The 17886-nt window shown below is 39.8% G+C and carries 12 protein-coding genes; 9 read left to right on the top strand and 3 right to left on the bottom strand.

Annotated features, from left to right (window positions below; genetic code table 11):
• Positions 1–64 precede the first annotated feature (64 nt).
• The 3 genes from M2R48_RS15045 to gltA all read right to left on the bottom strand — a co-directional run bounded on the left by M2R48_RS15045 (position 65) and on the right by gltA (position 4968).
• Positions 65–1867 carry an aminopeptidase P family protein gene (locus M2R48_RS15045; protein ID WP_262086610.1) on the bottom strand — a complete coding sequence of 601 codons (1803 nt, stop codon included), beginning with the start codon at positions 1865–1867 and terminating at the stop codon, positions 65–67.
• Complete coding sequence (locus tag M2R48_RS15040; protein ID WP_262086609.1) at positions 1864–3432, bottom strand: peptide MFS transporter; 1569 nt, start codon at positions 3430–3432, stop codon at positions 1864–1866. The genes M2R48_RS15045 and M2R48_RS15040 overlap by 4 nt, the downstream gene beginning before the upstream one ends.
• Positions 3433–3693: 261 nt before the next feature.
• Positions 3694–4968, bottom strand: a complete 1275-nt coding sequence (gltA, locus tag M2R48_RS15035; RefSeq protein ID WP_004717293.1) for a citrate synthase — start codon at positions 4966–4968, stop codon at positions 3694–3696.
• 1070 nt (positions 4969–6038) lie between these two features.
• Here gltA and sdhC point away from each other — a divergent pair.
• From sdhC to sucD, 9 genes are all read left to right on the top strand, one after another.
• Entirely contained in the window at positions 6039–6437 is a 399-nt protein-coding gene (sdhC, locus tag M2R48_RS15030) for a succinate dehydrogenase, cytochrome b556 subunit (protein ID WP_126606943.1), read from the top strand.
• A complete protein-coding gene (sdhD, locus tag M2R48_RS15025; protein WP_004717289.1) occupies positions 6437–6802 on the top strand; it encodes a succinate dehydrogenase, hydrophobic membrane anchor protein in 366 nt (121 codons plus the stop codon). The genes sdhC and sdhD overlap by 1 nt, the downstream gene beginning before the upstream one ends.
• Positions 6803–6814: 12 nt before the next feature.
• Complete coding sequence (locus M2R48_RS15020) at positions 6815–8713, top strand: FAD-dependent oxidoreductase (RefSeq protein ID WP_004717286.1); 1899 nt, start codon at positions 6815–6817, stop codon at positions 8711–8713.
• 14 nt (positions 8714–8727) lie between these two features.
• On the top strand, positions 8728–9438 hold the full coding sequence (locus M2R48_RS15015) for a succinate dehydrogenase iron-sulfur subunit (RefSeq protein ID WP_004717284.1): 711 nt from the start codon (positions 8728–8730) through the stop codon (positions 9436–9438).
• A gap of 611 nt (positions 9439–10049) precedes the next feature.
• Positions 10050–12887 (top strand): 2-oxoglutarate dehydrogenase E1 component, encoded by a 2838-nt coding sequence (locus M2R48_RS15005; RefSeq protein ID WP_004717282.1) that lies wholly within the window; start codon positions 10050–10052, stop codon positions 12885–12887.
• Positions 12887–14101: a 2-oxoglutarate dehydrogenase complex dihydrolipoyllysine-residue succinyltransferase gene (odhB, locus tag M2R48_RS15000; RefSeq protein WP_004717280.1), complete on the top strand. Its 1215-nt coding sequence runs from the start codon at positions 12887–12889 to the stop codon at positions 14099–14101. Before M2R48_RS15005 ends, odhB begins: the two co-directional genes overlap by 1 nt.
• Positions 14102–14161: 60 nt before the next feature.
• Positions 14162–15595: a dihydrolipoyl dehydrogenase gene (gene lpdA / locus M2R48_RS14995; RefSeq protein ID WP_004717278.1), complete on the top strand. Its 1434-nt coding sequence runs from the start codon at positions 14162–14164 to the stop codon at positions 15593–15595.
• Between the two features lie 168 nt (positions 15596–15763).
• The gene (sucC, locus tag M2R48_RS14990) at positions 15764–16930 is read left to right on the top strand and encodes an ADP-forming succinate--CoA ligase subunit beta (protein WP_004717276.1); all 1167 of its coding nucleotides are present in this window, start codon (positions 15764–15766) and stop codon (positions 16928–16930) included.
• Between the two features lie 12 nt (positions 16931–16942).
• The gene (gene sucD / locus M2R48_RS14985; RefSeq protein WP_004717274.1) at positions 16943–17833 is read left to right on the top strand and encodes a succinate--CoA ligase subunit alpha; all 891 of its coding nucleotides are present in this window, start codon (positions 16943–16945) and stop codon (positions 17831–17833) included.
• The last annotated feature ends 53 nt before the right edge of the window (positions 17834–17886 follow it).

Below are 17886 nucleotides of genomic sequence, written 5' to 3'. Positions count from 1 at the left end.
ATTATTTTTGCTTTAAAAAGCTCAAAGTCAGGTGCTTTGAGCTTTTTAAATTTTACGGAAAATGTTAAATAGCTTGGGTATTTTCATTTAGCCAGTTTAAAACATCACCTTCTAAGTGAGGTGCTAATCGTTCTCTGACTGTTTGATGGTACTGATTCAACCATGCTTTTTCATCATGACTGAGTAGGTCTAAAACGATACACGTCAGGTTAATCGGGCACAGTGTTAGTGTTTCGAATTCTAAAAATTGACCATAGGTCGTATCTTCAAAATGCTTAATTTTGTTGACGACAAGATTCTCAATCCGAATGCCGTACTTGCTTTGATGGTATAAGCCTGGTTCATTAGAGGTAATCATCCCTTCACGCATCTTGGTGGATGGTGTGACTGGGGCATAATATGAAATCACTTGTGGGCCTTCATGAACATTCAATGCATAGCCGACACCGTGACCTGTACCATGACGATAATCCAAACCATATTTCCACAGGGTTTGACGTGTGATCGAATCTAAAAGAGGTGATGCAATGCCTTCTGGGAAAACAGTTTGAGCAAGCGCAATATGACATTTTAATACAAGTGTATAATCGCGCTTTTGTTCCGCGCTTGCGGTGCCTATGGGAACAACACGGGTAATATCTGTGGTTCCTTCATCATATTGTGCGCCTGAATCAATCAGCAGCAAACCATCACCACTAATCTCGCTAAAGCTTTCTTCTGTAGCGCGATAGTGGGGTAATGCACCGTTGGCATTAAAGCCTGCAATTGTCGAGAAGCTTAATCCAATAAAACCTGCTTGTTGTGCGCGAAAGCCTGAAATTTTTTCGTCGATGGTGAGTTCATTGATCGATTCTTTATCAGCCAATGCGTTATCTAGCCAATGAAAGAAATGACATAGGGCAACACCATCTTTGGTCATTGCACTGCGCACATGTGCAATTTCTGAAGGATGTTTACGTGATTTAAATAAACTGCTTGGATTAATGTCTTGGACTAAATGACTTTGCTGCTCAATGGCCTGTGCATATGAAATTGAGACTTTAGTAGGATCAATTAAAATATTTTGTTGTTTAAGTTCGACCAAAAACTCGATGCTTGCGTTATAAGCTAAGATTTCAATGTTATCCAAAGCAAATCTTTGCTGCATTTCAGTTGAAAGTTTTGCATCATCAATAAAAAGCACAGTTCGAGAATGGTCAATATATAAGTGTGCTAAGAACACGGGATTATATTCAACATCACGCCCCCTACAATTCAAAATCCAAGCAATATCATCGAGTGCAGAAATAAAATGCCCCGTTGCTTTTTTCTGAATAAGTTTGTGACGGATCGCAGTTATTTTTTCTAAGCGTGTTTGCGCATTTAAATCATCTGCCATTTGCCAAATGGGTTCTAGGGGCAGTGTGGGGCGTTTAGTCCAAATTTCATCAATCAAATCTAAATCTGTTCGGATTTCAAATTGCTGGGATTGAGCAACTTGACTTAGCGCATCAAATTGTAGGGCAGAAATGGTGTGCCCATTGACTGAAATTTTTGTGTTTTTGGGTAGATGTTGTAAAAGCCAAGCCAAATGTGTTGATGATTCATCAGGTGTCTGCTTTTGTAAAACGTAACCTGTATTTTCCAGTTGCTGTTCAGCTTGTACCCAATATCGACCATCTACCCATAAACCTGCGAAGTCTTGAGTAACTACAATTGTGCCGACTGAACCTGTAAAGCCTGTTAGCCATTGACGTATTTTCCAATAATCAGGTAAATATTCTGACATATGTGGATCTGCACTCATGGCGATAAAAGCATCCTGCTGATATTTCTTCATAATTGTACGAAGGTTTTCTAATTTGTTGGCAGGTGACAAACTGTTCATACTTTTTCCAATTGCATATCAATAGATTTTTGAGAGGGGGTCGATGTTTGATTGAGTAATTTACGAATCGGTTTTCTCATTAACCATAGAACGAGTGCGCCAAGAAGTAAAGCGATGACACATCGCACAAATAGCAAGGGTAATTGGTCAACTTCATGGATAGAAACATGACCACCGATTAAACCTGCCATTAAGTTTCCTAAAGCAGATGCTGTAAACCAAAGCCCCATCACTTGTCCACGAATGATGGTTGGAGCAAGTTTAGTCATGGTTGAAAGACCAACAGGGCTTAAGCATAATTCACCTAGTGTTAAAAGTAGGAGGCTTGATGCGATCCACAATGCAGAAACAGTTCCACCATTTTGGGTGATCAAGTAACTGGCAATGCTCATCACGAGAAAACCACCCGCAGCGAGAAGTAAAGCAATAATGAATTTGGTGATATAGCTAGGGTCACGATTTTGTTTGCCTAATTTAACCCAAAGCCATGCGATGATCGGTGCGAAAATAATAATGAAAAGCGGGTTAATCGATTGAAACCAAACTGCGGGTATTTCAAAGCCAAAGAATTGGCGATCTGTAAAGTCTTGGGCGAAAAGATTGAAAGATGTTGGTTTTTGTTCAAATGCTGACCAAAAAAGTGCAGCGGTGATGAGTAAAATAAAACAGATGATGATTTGTTTTTTCTCAGTATTATTCAAACCAGCAAAGAGCAATAGATAGCTGAAATATAAGGCAATACAAATACAGATTGTGATCGTGAAATATGTGGCGATCTGAATTGGATTGATGTTAATTATGCCAAGAGAAACTAGACCGATAATCAGGCCAACAACGGCAATAAAACCTATGATCATTTGAGGTGCTTTAGGATTGTAATGTACAGGACGAGCCCAGTTATTTTCATTGCCTTGCACATGATTAAATTGTTTTAATTGAGGCACAGTTATTAACTTAAAAATCAGTAAGGCGATTAACATTCCAACGCCACCGATTCCGAATCCCCAGTGCCAACCATGTTCTTTAACCAATAAACCAGTCAATAGTGGGGCAATTAACGAACCTAGATTAATTCCCATATAAAAAATGGAAAATCCTGCATCACGCCGTGAATCTTGAGCCTGATATAAAGTGCCAACAATGACGGAAATACAGGTTTTAAATAAACCAGAACCGATCACAATCAAAACTAAACCAAAATAAAAAAAGAAATGTCCAAATAAAGCTGCCAATGCAATGGATAAATGTCCGAGTGCGATGATCAGTGAGCCGTACCACACAGCGCGCTCCTGACCGAGATAATTGTCAGCAACCCATCCACCCAATACGGTCATTAAATACATACTGCCTGCAAATAAGCCGACAATTGCAGATGCTGTTGGGCGATCTAAACCGAGACCGCCATCAGCAACTAAAGCCGCCATATAGAGGATTAATAAAGGGCGAATACCATAATAGGAAAAACGTTCCCAAAGCTCGGTAAAAAATAAGCCTTTTAATGGTTGGGGATGACCAAAAAAAGCTTGATCTGGGTCGTGTACTTGTTTGGATAAATATTGAGGCATCTTCAAGTCCTTTGAAAATGTATGATTAAAAATTTTTAAACAATATATAAAATAAAGTTATTTGTTGGGTGTTTTTTAAAGTAGTGATTTGTAAGTTTTATAGTAAAAATATAAATTTCAGTTTTCTATGCTTATATTGGTATTGTTATGTTTTGATTTTAAATGAATTTTAAAATAAATAGATTATACCAATTGGTATGAATATGTAATAAAAAACCACCCCAAAGGGTGGTCTCTTTTTCGATCTGAACGCGTAACGAATTAACGTTTGATATCGCGTTGAGTTTCGCCAGTATAAAGCTGACGAGGACGGCCGATTTTGTACGGACCGCTGTGCATTTCTAACCAGTGGCTGATCCAACCAACTGTACGTGCAAGCGCAAAGATTACCGTAAACATTTCTGTTGGGATACCAATCGCTTTAAGGATGATACCTGAATAGAAATCTACGTTAGGATAAAGTTTACGTTCGATGAAGTACGGATCGCTTAATGCAATACGTTCAAGTTCCATTGCAAGCGCAAGTTGTGGATCATTGATACCAAGTGCACTTAACACTTCGTCACAAGTCTCTTTCATTACTTTTGCACGTGGATCGAAGTTTTTATAAACTCGGTGACCGAAGCCCATAAGTTTAACTTCTTTAGTTTTTACTTTTTCCATGAACGGTGCAACATTTTCTACAGAGCCGATTTCATCGAGCATCTTAAGAACAGCTTCGTTTGCACCACCATGCGCAGGTCCCCAAAGTGCAGCAATACCCGCAGCAATACATGCATAAGGGTTAGCGCCTGTAGAACCAGCTAAACGTACTGTAGACGTTGATGCATTTTGTTCATGGTCAGCATGAAGCGTAAAGATACGATCCATTGCTTTAGCAAGAATAGGGTTAACTTTGTAATCACGATCTGCTGGAGTAGCAAACATCATGTACAAGAAGTTTTCAGCATAGCTTAAATCGTTACGTGGATATACGAACGGTTGACCGATTGTATATTTGTAAGTCCAAGCAGCTAGAGTAGGAATTTTAGCAACTAAACGAACTGCAGTGATTTCACGGTGGTCTACGTTTTCAACGTCAAAACCGTTGTGATAGAACGCAGATAACGCACCCACTACACCACACATAACAGCCATAGGATGAGCATCACGACGGAAACCATTGAAGAAACGGCTAACTTGATCGTGAACCATTGTGTGGTTGCGGACTTTGTTTTCGAAGTCTGTTTTTTGCTCAGCAGTTGGAAGCTCACCGCTTAACAATAAATAGCAAGTTTCTAAGTAAGAAGCTTGAGTTGCAAGTTGAGCAATCGGATAACCACGGTGTAAAAGAACGCCTTTATCACCATCAATGAAAGTGATTTTAGACTCGCAAGAAGCTGTCGCCATAAAACCAGGATCAAAAGTAAAGTGACCTGAAGCCAACACATCCTTAACGTCGATTACATCTGGGCCCAATGTGCCGCTGTAAATTGGTAATTCAATTTTTTTGCCATCAAGCTCTAGAACGGCTTTCTTGCCAGTTGCTGCAGACATTCAATAGATCTCCTGTCCTGGTGGATATTTTATCTAACTTGCTGAGTCATCTTGTAATGTACAAGTCAGACGGATCAAAAATTGCTATTTAGCTTAGTGAGTACTGAAATTTTGTCAATTATACTTATGGATGAAAAAACAATGTTTTCATCAGTAGTTAGTCTAACTTTAACCAGTAAGATTGATCATTAAATTTCAGAGTCGGTCAGTATAATAAGGTAAATTCTAAAGAAGGTGCAGAAAAATAATTGTGATTGCTAGACAGGAAATGGCATTTTTGACCAATATTTTGTGGCTTTTGTAAGTTGCGAAATGCATTGTTGCTGTTTTAAAACCATCTGAATTTCACGACTTACATAGCTTTTGCCATTATTTTTGTGTAAAAAACACCCAAATGAGTTGATGAAATATTTATTTTCATTTTAATGCTTAATTGATTAAAAAATAGTTTTTATTGAAGCTTTTAAAGGATAAAAAATAATCGAATCAGTATAAAAATAGGCATTTAGTTGCCTTAGGAATAATCAAATACCATAAAATCTTGCAGCTAAATTATGAATTATTCACAAACTAAGTCTTTCTTTCTTATTATAAAGCTTTCAGTCAAATCACTGAATTAAATGGCACCCATTTAAAATAGGAATAAAGGACTATTTTAAAATAACATGTTGGGTATCTACTAAAGCTTAACCAGCTGATGAAAAATAAAACAGCAGGGAGAAATCAACCACAGGACGATTTTGTCCGTAATGTTGTGCTTTAGTCTAAATTTATAAAAATAATATAAGTCGTAATTATGTGTAAAAGTAATATGTTTAAATGTCATAAAAAATAACGAGATAGCCTTGAAAAACAGAGGTGGGGGATCTGCTTTATTTTTCAAATGGGTGTAAATGATTCTTATTTGAGTGATTTTTAAAGAAAAAGCCAATTTCGATGGTTTGTATTTTGACAGTGCACGTTTTATAATTCAGTGTCGTTTAAAGTTCAGGCAATTAAATTTGTCTGACAATGCTAGCTTTCCTTCGAATTAATTCCAACAAACTCCGGATGGAGTTTTTACTTACAGGATGCCCGCTGTGAAAAGCAACAGACCTGTCAATTTGTCCATGGGTCAAGTTTTAGATGTAAACTTAAAATCCCCTGTGGCTATTGCATCAATTCTACACCGTCTATCAGGTGTCATCGTATTTTTACTCGTACCGGTACTTTTGTGGCTTTTAGACAAGTCTTTGTCTTCGCCTGAAGGCTTTGCTCAAGTTCAAGCAATCTTTGGTGGCTTCATTGTACGTTTTATCGTATGGGTATTTGTCGCTGGTTTATTATTCCATTTCATTATGGGTATTAAGCACTTACTTGCTGACCTAGGCTTTGCTGAAGAGTTGCAAAGCGGTCGCGTAGCAGCAACTATTGCATTAATCTTGGCTGCGATATCAGTTATCGCTTCATTTGTATGGATCGTTCTCTAATGAAAAGTGCTACAGGTTTAACGGGTTCAGGTTCTCGTGATTGGTATATCCAACGCGTAAGTGCTGTAGTTCTAGCTGTTTATACTGTTGTGGTATTAGGTTGGATTCTGTGCAATGGCGGATTTAACTATGAGCAATGGTTTGGCTTTATGATGACACTTCCGATGAAGATTTTATCTTTATTGGCAGTCTTATCTCTTGTTGCGCATGCTTGGATTGGTATGTGGCAAGTATTCACTGACTATGTGACTACTCGTCAGATGGGTCCTTCAGCTTCAGGTTTACGCATCGTGTTAACTTCAGCAGTGATTATTGCTGTTATTGCATATGCGATCTGGGCAATCCAGATTTTTTGGGCGAATTGATAGGAAAATGTCATGGGCGCTTTAACCCCTAAAGAAGATTATTCAAATATTCCAAGCCAGTTCTTCGATGCAGTCATCGTTGGTGGTGGTGGTTCAGGTATGCGTGCTTCATATCAACTTGCTCAAGCAGGTTTGAAAGTTGCAGTGCTAACTAAAGTATTCCCAACACGTTCTCACACTGTTGCGGCTCAAGGTGGTATTGGTGCATCGCTTGGTAACATGCAAGACGATAACTGGCACTATCATTTCTATGACACGGTAAAAGGTTCTGACTGGTTAGGTGACCAAGATGCAATCGAATTTATGTGTCGTGAGGCGCCTAAAGTTGTTTATGAACTTGAACACTTAGGTATGCCATTTGACCGTAATGCTGACGGTACAATTTACCAACGTCCATTTGGTGGTCACTCTGCGAACTATGGTGAAAAACCAGTTCCACGTGCTTGTGCTGCTGCCGACCGTACAGGTCATGCGCTTCTTCATACGCTTTATCAAAGTAACGTGAAAATGGGTACTCAATTCTTCGTTGAATGGATTGCATTAGACTTAATCCGTAACGAAGCAGGTGATGTACTCGGTGTAACAGCAATTGACCAAGAAACAGGCAAAATTGCTGTATTCCAAGCCAAAGCAACATTGTTTGCTACAGGTGGTGCTGGTCGTGTTTACCGTGCATCTACCAATGCTTATATCAATACTGGTGATGGTCTTGGTATGGCTGCTCGTGCGGGTATTCCATTACAAGATATGGAATTCTGGCAATTCCACCCAACGGGTGTTGCTGGCGCAGGCGTATTGTTAACGGAAGGTTGTCGTGGTGAAGGTGCAATCCTTCGTAACAAAGATGGCGAACCGTTCATGGAACGTTATGCTCCAACTTTGAAAGATTTGGCTCCGCGTGACTTCGTATCACGTTCTATGGACCAAGAGATCAAAGAAGGTCGTGGTTGTGGTCCTAAAGGTGATTATATCCTACTTGATATGACTCACTTGGGTGCAGATACCATCATGAAGCGTTTACCATCTGTATTTGAGATTGGTAAGAAATTCGCAAACGTGGATATCACCAAAGAACCAATTCCAGTTGTACCAACAATCCATTATCAAATGGGTGGTATTCCGACCAATATTCATGGTCAAGTGGTTATTCCTGAAACAGCGAAAAATGCAGCAGATTTCTATGCAGGTTTTGATAAAGCTGCAAACGAATACACAACCAACGGTACAATGAATTACACAGTGCCTGTAAAAGGGTTCTATGCAATTGGTGAGTGTTCTTGCGTGTCTGTACATGGTGCAAACCGTTTAGGTACAAACTCATTACTTGACTTGGTTGTATTTGGTAAAGCTGCTGGTGAACACATCATCGATTACGTGACTAAACATCACGGTGATGAATACCAACCACTTCCAAATGATGTACTTGTGAACACGTTGAAACGTATCAATCATTTAGATGATTCTACTTCTGGTGAAAATGCACAAGAAGTTGCGGATGCGATTCGTGATATCGTTCAAGACCACGCGGGTGTATTCCGTACTCAAGCCTTGCTTGATGAGGGTGTTAAGCAGATTCTTGCGATTGAACCACGTGTACGTAACATTCATTTAAAAGACAAATCTAAAGTATTTAATACTGCACGTATTGAAGCTTTGGAAGTTGAAAACTTATACGAAGTAGCGAAAGCAACATTGATTTCTGCTGCTGCACGTAAAGAATGTCGTGGTGCACATACTGTTGTAGATTATGAATTGCCTGCTGATGATGAGCACTATTCATATGGTCGTCGTGACGATGAGTGGATGAAACATACTTTATGGTATTCAGCGGATAACCATCTTGAATACAAGCCAGTACGTTACAGCCCATTGTCTGTAGACCCAATTGAACCTAAACCACGTACATTCTAATCGGGAGAAATAAGATGAGTAGAGGTACACGTACATTCGAAATCTACCGCTATGATCCTGATAAGGATAAAGCACCGTATATGCAGACTTTTAAACTAGAGTTGACGGATAAGCATCGTATGTTGCTTGACGCGCTTTTAGCATTAAAAGTTCAAGACGAATCATTAACATTCCGTCGTTCTTGCCGTGAAGGTATTTGCGGTTCAGATGGTGTGAATATCAATGGTAAAAATGGTCTTGCGTGTTTATGGAATTTGAACGATTTGCCTGAAAAAATCGTCATTCGTCCATTACCTGGTCTGCCAGTAGTGAAAGATTTAGTTGTGGATATGAATCAGTTCTACGATCAGTATGACAAAATTCATCCATTCTTAATCAATAATCAACCTGCACCACCAAAAGAGCGTTTACAATCACCAGAAGAGCGTGAGCACTTAAATGGTTTGTATGAATGTATTCTTTGTGCATGTTGTTCAACATCATGCCCATCATTCTGGTGGAACCCGGATAAATTCTTGGGTCCTTCAGCATTGTTGAATGCATACCGTTTCATTATTGATTCTCGTGATACTGCGACACAAGATCGTTTATCACGTCTTGATGACCCATTCTCATTATTCCGTTGTAAAGGGATTATGAACTGTGTGTCTGTATGTCCGAAAGGCTTGAATCCAACAAAAGCGATCGGTCATATCCGTAGCATGTTGCTCGATCAAGCGGGTTAATACGATGTGAAAAAAGGGCGTACATCTTGGGATGTACGCTCTTTTTTTATTGGATTTTTAATGAGATGGTTGTTTTTTGTTCGAGCAAATGGGATCTAAGCTTTAAGCATTGAAAAAGTATCAACAGACCCGATATAAATGGATGGATAATAATAGATTATTTCTTGTATGTATTTCGCTAATTTATAGGTGGTATGTGTCAAAAAAATCAATTGAAGTGACAGATCATGTTACGATTTAACAAACCACTATATGTGAAAAACACACCATGTTTTTGGTACATTTTTTCTACATAAGTGTGATCCAGATCAGTTTATAAATAATTTTATAAGCAAAGATTAGAACCGCTTTAGAAAAAGCAAAAAAGCCTTTGTTTTTTCTAAGTCGATTTGCAAAAAATTGCTCAGCTTCGGTTGAGTATATAAGTGAGTGATGATGCCATTGAGGGCGTTATGATTCATTGTATGCATTAGTAAAAGCTAATGTTTATAACGCCCCTTGGTCATGAGTATCTGATGGGTGAATGTCAATTTACCGATTTGGCATTATCAATCATGGGAGTGCTTAAAAAGCACCCTCTAATGTTTTTGCAATAGGAAATGGGTCCACAAATGCAAGAAGTTGCTGACGCATTGCGTCTTGATACTGAACTTTCCGCTGATAGTGCAGCGTATATTGAAGAGCTTTACGAACAGTACCTTTCTTCTCCAACCTCAGTAGGTGAGGATTGGCGTCAATATTTCGATAAATTCCCTAAAGGTGACCAACCACACGGAAACATTCGTGAGCAATTCTTATTATTAGGTCGTAATTCAAGTCGTGTTCAGCCTGTTGTGCAAAGTGAAGTAAGTACTGAGCATGAACGTCGTCAAATCGGTGTTTTGCAACTGATTGCAGCATACCGTAACCGTGGTCATCAAAAAGCGAAGCTTGATCCACTAGGTTTGGCTAAACGTGAAGATGTGCCAGATTTAGATCTTGCTGCACATGGTTTAACCAAGTCTGACCTAGATACAGTTTTCAATGCTGGAAATTTGGCGATTGGTAAAACTGAAGCAACTTTAGGTGAGATGGTTAGCGCAATGGAGGCAACATACTGTGCTTCTATTGGTGCTGAATATATGCACATTGTTGACACCAAAGAAAAACGCTGGATTCAACAACGTCTTGAAGGTGCACGCGGTCAGTTCGGTTTCTCGGCAGATCAAAAGAAACACGTACTTGAACGTTTAACTGCTGCTGAAGGCTTAGAAAAATTCCTCGGCAATAAGTATGTTGGTGCGAAGCGTTTTGGTGTAGAGGGTGGTGAATCTTTCATTCCAATGGTAAACGAACTTATTCAACGTGCAGGTTCTGTAGGTTGTAAAGAAGTCGTAATTGGGATGCCACACCGTGGTCGTTTAAACTTACTTGTGAACATCATGGGTAAAAACCCAGCTGATTTGTTTGGTGAGTTTGAAGGTAAAACTTTAGCTAAAAAAGGTTCAGGTGACGTTAAGTATCACCAAGGTTTCTCATCAAATGTGATGACACCTGGTGGTGAAGTTCACTTGGCTTTGGCATTTAACCCATCGCATTTAGAAATTGTTGGTCCTGTGGTTGAAGGTTCAGTTCGTGCACGCCAAGTACGTCGTAAAGACATTGGTGGTGATGACGTATTGCCTGTAATCGTACATGGTGATGCTGCATTTGCTGGTCAAGGTGTCAACCAAGAAACCTTCCAAATGTCACAAACGCGTGGTTATACCGTAGGTGGTACGGTTCATATCGTAGTCAACAACCAAGTTGGTTTTACTACATCTGATCCACGTGATGCACGTTCTACAGAATACTGTACTGACATTGCAAAAATGATTCAGGCGCCAATTTTCCATGTAAATGGTGATGACCCAGAATCTGTATTGTTTGTTGCGCAATTGGCACATGATTTCCGTCATACATTCCGTAAAGATGTTGTGATTGACATGTTCTGTTATCGTCGTCGTGGTCATAACGAAGCAGATGAGCCAGCAGCAACACAACCAATGATGTATCAAGTGATCAATAAAAAAGCGACTACACGTACGCTTTATGCGGATCAATTGGTACAAGAAAAAGTATTAGATCGTTCTGATGCAGATGCTTTAGTTGAAAAATATCGTGAAGATCTTGAAGCAGGTAACCATGTTGCGAATGCTCTGGTGCTTGAACCAAATGATAAAATGTTTGTGGACTGGAAACCGTATCTAGGCCATGAATATACAGATGTTTGGGATACGACTTTCCCAATCGAACGCTTAAAAGAAATTGGTACAAAAATGCGCGAATTACCGGAAGGTTTCGTGATGCAACGCCAAGTGTCTAAAGTGATCGATGAACGCTTGAAAATGCAAACTGGTGAAATGCCATTAAACTGGGGTGCAGCAGAAACTTTAGCTTATGCTTCTATCCTTGATGATGGTTTCTTGGTGCGTTTGACTGGTGAAGATGTTGGTCGTGGTACATTCTCACACCGTCATGCTAAGCTACATAACCAAGTTGATGGTTCGGTTTATATTCCACTGTGTCATATCAAAGAAAACCAGCCACGTACTGCAATTTATGACTCATTATTGTCAGAAATGGCTGTGCTTGCATTTGAATATGGTTATGCAACAACATTGCCAAAAAGCTTGGTAATCTGGGAAGCTCAGTTCGGTGACTTTGCAAACTGTGCCCAAGTGGTTATTGATCAGTTCATCTCATCGGGTGAAACCAAATGGGAACGTGTGTGTGGTTTAACATTGCTTCTTCCACATGGTTATGAAGGTCAAGGTCCTGAGCATTCATCTGCACGTCTTGAGCGTTTCTTACAGTTATGTGCTGAAGAAAACATGCAAGTGATTACACCAACGACACCTGCACAGATTTTCCATGCAATGCGTCGTCAGGCAATTCGCCCAATTCGTAAGCCAATGATCGTGACTTCACCGAAGTCATTGCTTCGTCATAAACTTGCAACCTCAACTTTGGAAGAGCTTGCAACTGGTACATTCCAGACTGTGATTGATGAAGTGGATCAAATCAATAAACAAGATGTAACACGTGTTGTACTTTGTGGTGGTAAAGTTTATTACGACTTACTTGAAAAACGTCGTGAAGAAAACTTGAACATTGCGGTGGTACGTGTTGAACAATTGTACCCATACCCAGAAAAACGTCTTGCTGAAGTGCTTGCGACATATCCAAACATAAAAGAACTTGTTTGGTGTCAAGAAGAACCGAAGAACCAAGGCGCATGGTTATTCATTGCTCCTCGTTTATACGAAGGTGTAATGAAGTCTGCTCTACAAGTTCAAATTAGCTATGCAGGACGTGAAGCTTCAGCTGCACCTGCATGTGGCTCACCATATTTGCATGCAAAACAACAAGCTCAGCTCGTGAATGACGCACTTGCGATCGTAGCTGAACAATCAGGAGAATCTAAATAATGGCAACCGAAATTAAAGCACCGGTGTTCCCAGAGTCAGTTGCTGACGGAACAATTGCAACTTGGCACAAACAACCAGGTGAAGCGGTATCACGTGATGAAGTCATCTGTGATATTGAAACGGATAAAGTTGTTTTAGAAGTTGTTGCTCCTGCTGATGGTACTATCTCTGCGATCATCAAAAATGAAGGTGACACTGTTCTTTCTTCTGAAGTTATTGCGACATTTGAAGAAGGTGCTGTTTCTGGCGCTACTCAAACTCAAGCAGTTCAATCTGAAGAGAAAGTAGAACAAGCTGCGGCACAAACTCAAGCGGGTAATGCACCTGTTGTTGAACGTGCTCAAGTACAAGATCAAGCACCTGCAGTACGTAAAGCTTTAACTGAAACAGGTATTGCTGCTGCGGATGTAGATGGTACTGGTCGTGGTGGTCGTATCACCAAAGAAGATGTTGCAAATCATCAAACTAAACCAGCTGCTGCAGCTGTAACACCATTAAGCGTTGCTGTTGGTGAGCGTATCGAGAAACGTGTTCCAATGACACGTTTACGTAAGCGTGTTGCTGAACGTCTTCTTGCTGCTACACAACAAACTGCGATGTTGACTACGTTTAACGAAGTTAACATGAAACCTGTGATGGAAATGCGTAAGCAATATAAAGATGCTTTCGAAAAACGTCATGGTGCACGTTTAGGCTTTATGTCATTCTTTGTTAAAGCTGTAACTGAAGCACTTAAACGCTATCCTGCGGTAAATGCTTCAATCGACGGTGATGATATTGTTTATCATGGTTACTATGATATCGGTGTTGCGGTTTCTTCCGATCGTGGTTTAGTGGTTCCAGTATTACGTAATACTGACCGTATGAACTATGCTGAAGTTGAATCAGGTATTGGTGCGTATGCTGCAAAAGCACGTGAAGGTAAATTAGCAATTGAAGATATGACTGGTGGTACTTTCACAATTACCAACGGTGGTACTTTCGGTTCATTACTTTCAACACCTATTTTGAACCAACCACAAACTGCTATTTTAGGTATGCACAAAATCCAAGAGCGTCCTATGGCTGTAAATGGTCAAGTTGAAATTCTTCCAATGATGTACTTAGCGCTTTCTTATGACCATCGTATGATTGATGGTAAAGAAGCTGTAGGCTTCTTGGTAACTGTTAAAGAGTTACTTGAAGAGCCAGCTAAACTAATCCTTGACCTTTAATTCTTTAGAATAACAACACGAGTTTAGAGTGATCCTTTAAACTCGTTTTTGGAGATAAGCATGTCTCAGTTTGATTTAGTGGTAATCGGCGGTGGACCAGGTGGTTATGAAGCGGCAATCCGTGCTGCTCAACTTGGTTTCAAAGTTGCGTGTATCGAAAAACGTGTACACAAAGGTAAGCCATCTTTAGGTGGTACTTGCTTAAACGTAGGTTGTATTCCTTCTAAAGCACTTTTAGATTCTTCTCATCACTATGAAGACACTCTTCATGGCTTAGATGTTCACGGTATTACAGTTGAAAATGTCCAACTTGATCTTCAAAAGCTTCTTGCTCGTAAAGACAAAGTTGTAGATAACTTAACTGGCGGTGTTGCTCAATTGCTGAAAGGCAATGGTATCGAGTGGTTACAAGGTACGGGTAAATTACTTGCTGGTAAAAAAGTTGAATTCACACCATTAGAAGGTGGTGATGTTCAAGTTTTAGAACCTAAATTCGTAATTCTTGCAACTGGTTCTGTACCTGTCAATATTCCTGTAGCAAAAGTTGATGAAGACCTTATCGTTGATTCAACAGGTGCTTTAGAATTCCAAGAAGTGCCTAAACGTTTAGGTGTAATTGGTGCAGGTGTAATCGGACTAGAACTTGGTTCAGTATGGCGTCGTCTTGGCTCTGAAGTTGTTGTGTTTGAAGCATTAGATGCATTCTTACCAATGGCGGATAAAGCGTTGGCAAAAGATTATCAAAAACTTTTAACAAAACAAGGTTTAGATATTCGTATTGGCGCTAAAGTTTCAGGTACTGAAGTGAATGGTCGTGAAGTGACTGTTCAATATAACCAAGCAGGCGAAGATAAAACTCAAACTTTTGATAAATTAATCGTTTGTGTTGGTCGTAAAGCCTATGCAGAAGGTTTATTGGCTGAAGATTCAGGCATTAAATTAACAGAACGTGGTTTGGTTGAAGTGAACGATTGGTGTGCAACGTCTGTTGACGGTGTATATGCAATTGGTGACTTGGTACGTGGTCCAATGCTTGCGCATAAAGCAATGGAAGAAGGTGTAATGGCAGTTGAGCGTATGCATGGTCATGCTGCTCAAGTGAATTATGACACCATTATTTCAGTGATTTATACACACCCTGAAGCTGCGTGGGTAGGTTTGACTGAAGAGCAAGCTAAAGAGAAAGGCCATGACGTTAAAACTGGTCAATTCCCATTTGCTGTGAATGGTCGTGCTTTAGCTGCCAATGAATCTGCTGGATTTGTGAAGTTTGTTGCAGATGCAAAAACGGATCGTTTATTGGGTATGCATATCATTGGTCCTGGTGCTTCTGACATTGTTCACCAAGGTATGATTGCACTTGAATTTGTATCTTCTGTTGAAGATTTACAATTGATGACTTTTGGTCACCCAACTTATTCTGAAGTCGTTCATGAAGCAGCGCTTGCTGTTGATGGGCGTGCGATTCACGCGATTCAGCGTAAACGTAAATAACACAAAAAAGAGCGGTTTCGACCGCTCTTTTTACTTTTGATGGTTGTTTTTAATTGAATAATCATCTAAAAATAAAAGAACAAACTTTAATAAATGCCGATAGTTATTGCGATGGAAGTCTAATTATTGGTGTGTCATAACAATGTGAAAAGTAGTAAAAGGTAAAACATGAATCTACATGAGTATCAAGCGAAAACGCTGTTAAAAAAATATGGTATGCCAGTTCAAGAAGGCATTTTAATCACTACGCCTGAAGAAGCATCTGCTGCCTTTGAGCAAATTAGTGGCAAATTCGCTGTGATGAAGGCCCAAGTCCATGCAGGTGGTCGTGGTAAAGCGGGTGGCGTAAAAGTTGTTAAGTCAAAAGAAGAAGCAGCTGAATATGCAAAAAGCCTGTTAGGTACTCGTTTAGTCACGTATCAAACAGATGCCAATGGTCAGCCGGTAAATAGTATCCTTGTTTGTGAAGATGTTTATCCTGTAGAACGTGAATTGTATTTAGGTGCAGTGGTTGACCGTTCTAGTCGTCGTGTGACATTCATGGCGTCTACAGAGGGTGGCGTAGAAATTGAAAAAGTTGCTGAAGAAACACCTGAAAAAATTATTAAAGTCGAAGTAGATCCATTGGTTGGTTTACTGCCATTCCAAGCGCGTGATGTTGGCTTCCAATTGGGTTTAAAAGATAAACAAATCAGCCAATTTGTAACCATCATGACAGGTGCATACAAGGCATTTGTTGAAAATGACTTTGCACTATTTGAAATTAACCCACTTTCAGTTCGTGAAAATGGCGAAATCTTATGTGTAGATGCCAAAGTCGGTATCGACTCAAATGCACTTTATCGTTTGCCTGAAATTGCTGCGATGCGTGATAAATCTCAAGAAAATGAGCGTGAGTTAAAAGCATCTGAATTTGACCTTAACTATGTTGCTTTAGAAGGCAATATCGGTTGTATGGTGAATGGTGCTGGTCTTGCGATGGCAACAATGGATATCATCAAACTGTATGGTGGTCAGCCAGCAAACTTCCTTGATGTTGGTGGCGGTGCGACCAAAGATCGCGTCATTGAAGCATTTAAAATTATTCTTTCGGACTCATCTGTACAAGGTGTGTTGATCAATATTTTTGGTGGTATCGTACGTTGTGACATGATTGCTGAAGCGATTATTGCAGCGGTTCAAGAAGTAAATGTAACCGTACCTGTGGTTGTTCGTTTAGAAGGGAACAATGCAGAATTAGGTGCTAAATTACTTGATGAATCAGGTCTAAAATTAATTTCTGCGAACGGTTTAGCTGATGCCGCAGAAAAAGTTGTTGCTGCTGTGAAAGCGTAAGGAGTATCAATCATGAGCGTATTAGTTAATAAAGACACAAAAGTATTGGTACAAGGCTTTACAGGTAAGAATGGTACATTCCATTCTGAGCAATCAATTGCATACGGTACAAAAGTAGTTGGTGGCGTAACACCGGGTAAAGGTGGTCAAACTCATATTGGTCTACCTGTTTTCAATACAATGCGTGAAGCGGTAAAAGAAACGGGTGCAAATGCAACATCAATTTATGTACCTGCTCCATTTGTACTGGATTCAATTGTTGAAGCAGTAGATTCTGGTATTGAGTTAATCGTGGTGATCACCGAAGGTGTTCCAACCTTAGACATGTTAAAAGCGAAACGTTACCTTGAAACTTATGGTAATAATGCACGTTTAATCGGTCCAAACTGTCCAGGTATTATCACACCAGGTGAATGTAAAATTGGGATTATGCCAGGCCATATTCATCAACCAGGTAAAATCGGGATCATTTCTCGTTCTGGTACATTGACTTATGAAGCAGTTGCTCAAACCACTAAGCTTGGTTTAGGTCAGTCTACTTGTATTGGTATCGGTGGTGATCCGATTCCAGGTATGAACCAAATTGACTGCTTAAAACTTTTCCAAGAAGATCCACAAACAGAAGCAATCATCATGATTGGTGAAATTGGTGGTAGTGCGGAAGAAGAAGCTGCTGAGTATATTCAATCTAATGTGACTAAACCTGTTGTTGGTTATATTGCGGGTGTAACAGCGCCTAAAGGTAAGCGTATGGGTCACGCAGGAGCGATTATCTCTGGTGGTAAAGGTACTGCTGAAGAGAAGTTTGCTGCATTTGAAAAAGCGGGTATGGCATATACGCGTAGCCCAGCTGAACTTGGTTCAACTATGTTTGATGTCTTAAAAAAGAAAGGCTTAGTTTAATTCAAAGTTTAAATTTTTAAGCTAAAAAATGGGAGCCAATCGGCTCCCATTTT

This window comes from Acinetobacter sp. I-MWF, assembly GCF_025433935.1.
GTDB classification, from domain to species: domain Bacteria; phylum Pseudomonadota; class Gammaproteobacteria; order Pseudomonadales; family Moraxellaceae; genus Acinetobacter; species Acinetobacter guillouiae.
Note: the sequence above shows the minus strand (reverse complement) of the source record. Positions and strands in the feature narration are given on the sequence as shown.

Coding starts and splice junctions, on each gene's coding strand:
- M2R48_RS15005 (WP_004717282.1), top strand. CDS start 10,050: ATGCAAGAAGTTGCTGACGCATTGCGTCTTGATACTGAACTTTCCGCT.
- gltA (WP_004717293.1), bottom strand. CDS start 4,968: ATGTCTGCAGCAACTGGCAAGAAAGCCGTTCTAGAGCTTGATGGCAAA.
- M2R48_RS15040 (WP_262086609.1), bottom strand. CDS start 3,432: ATGCCTCAATATTTATCCAAACAAGTACACGACCCAGATCAAGCTTTT.
- lpdA (WP_004717278.1), top strand. CDS start 14,162: ATGTCTCAGTTTGATTTAGTGGTAATCGGCGGTGGACCAGGTGGTTAT.
- odhB (WP_004717280.1), top strand. CDS start 12,887: ATGGCAACCGAAATTAAAGCACCGGTGTTCCCAGAGTCAGTTGCTGAC.
- sucC (WP_004717276.1), top strand. CDS start 15,764: ATGAATCTACATGAGTATCAAGCGAAAACGCTGTTAAAAAAATATGGT.
- M2R48_RS15045 (WP_262086610.1), bottom strand. CDS start 1,867: ATGAACAGTTTGTCACCTGCCAACAAATTAGAAAACCTTCGTACAATT.
- sucD (WP_004717274.1), top strand. CDS start 16,943: ATGAGCGTATTAGTTAATAAAGACACAAAAGTATTGGTACAAGGCTTT.
- sdhD (WP_004717289.1), top strand. CDS start 6,437: ATGAAAAGTGCTACAGGTTTAACGGGTTCAGGTTCTCGTGATTGGTAT.
- M2R48_RS15020 (WP_004717286.1), top strand. CDS start 6,815: ATGGGCGCTTTAACCCCTAAAGAAGATTATTCAAATATTCCAAGCCAG.
- M2R48_RS15015 (WP_004717284.1), top strand. CDS start 8,728: ATGAGTAGAGGTACACGTACATTCGAAATCTACCGCTATGATCCTGAT.
- sdhC (WP_126606943.1), top strand. CDS start 6,039: ATGCCCGCTGTGAAAAGCAACAGACCTGTCAATTTGTCCATGGGTCAA.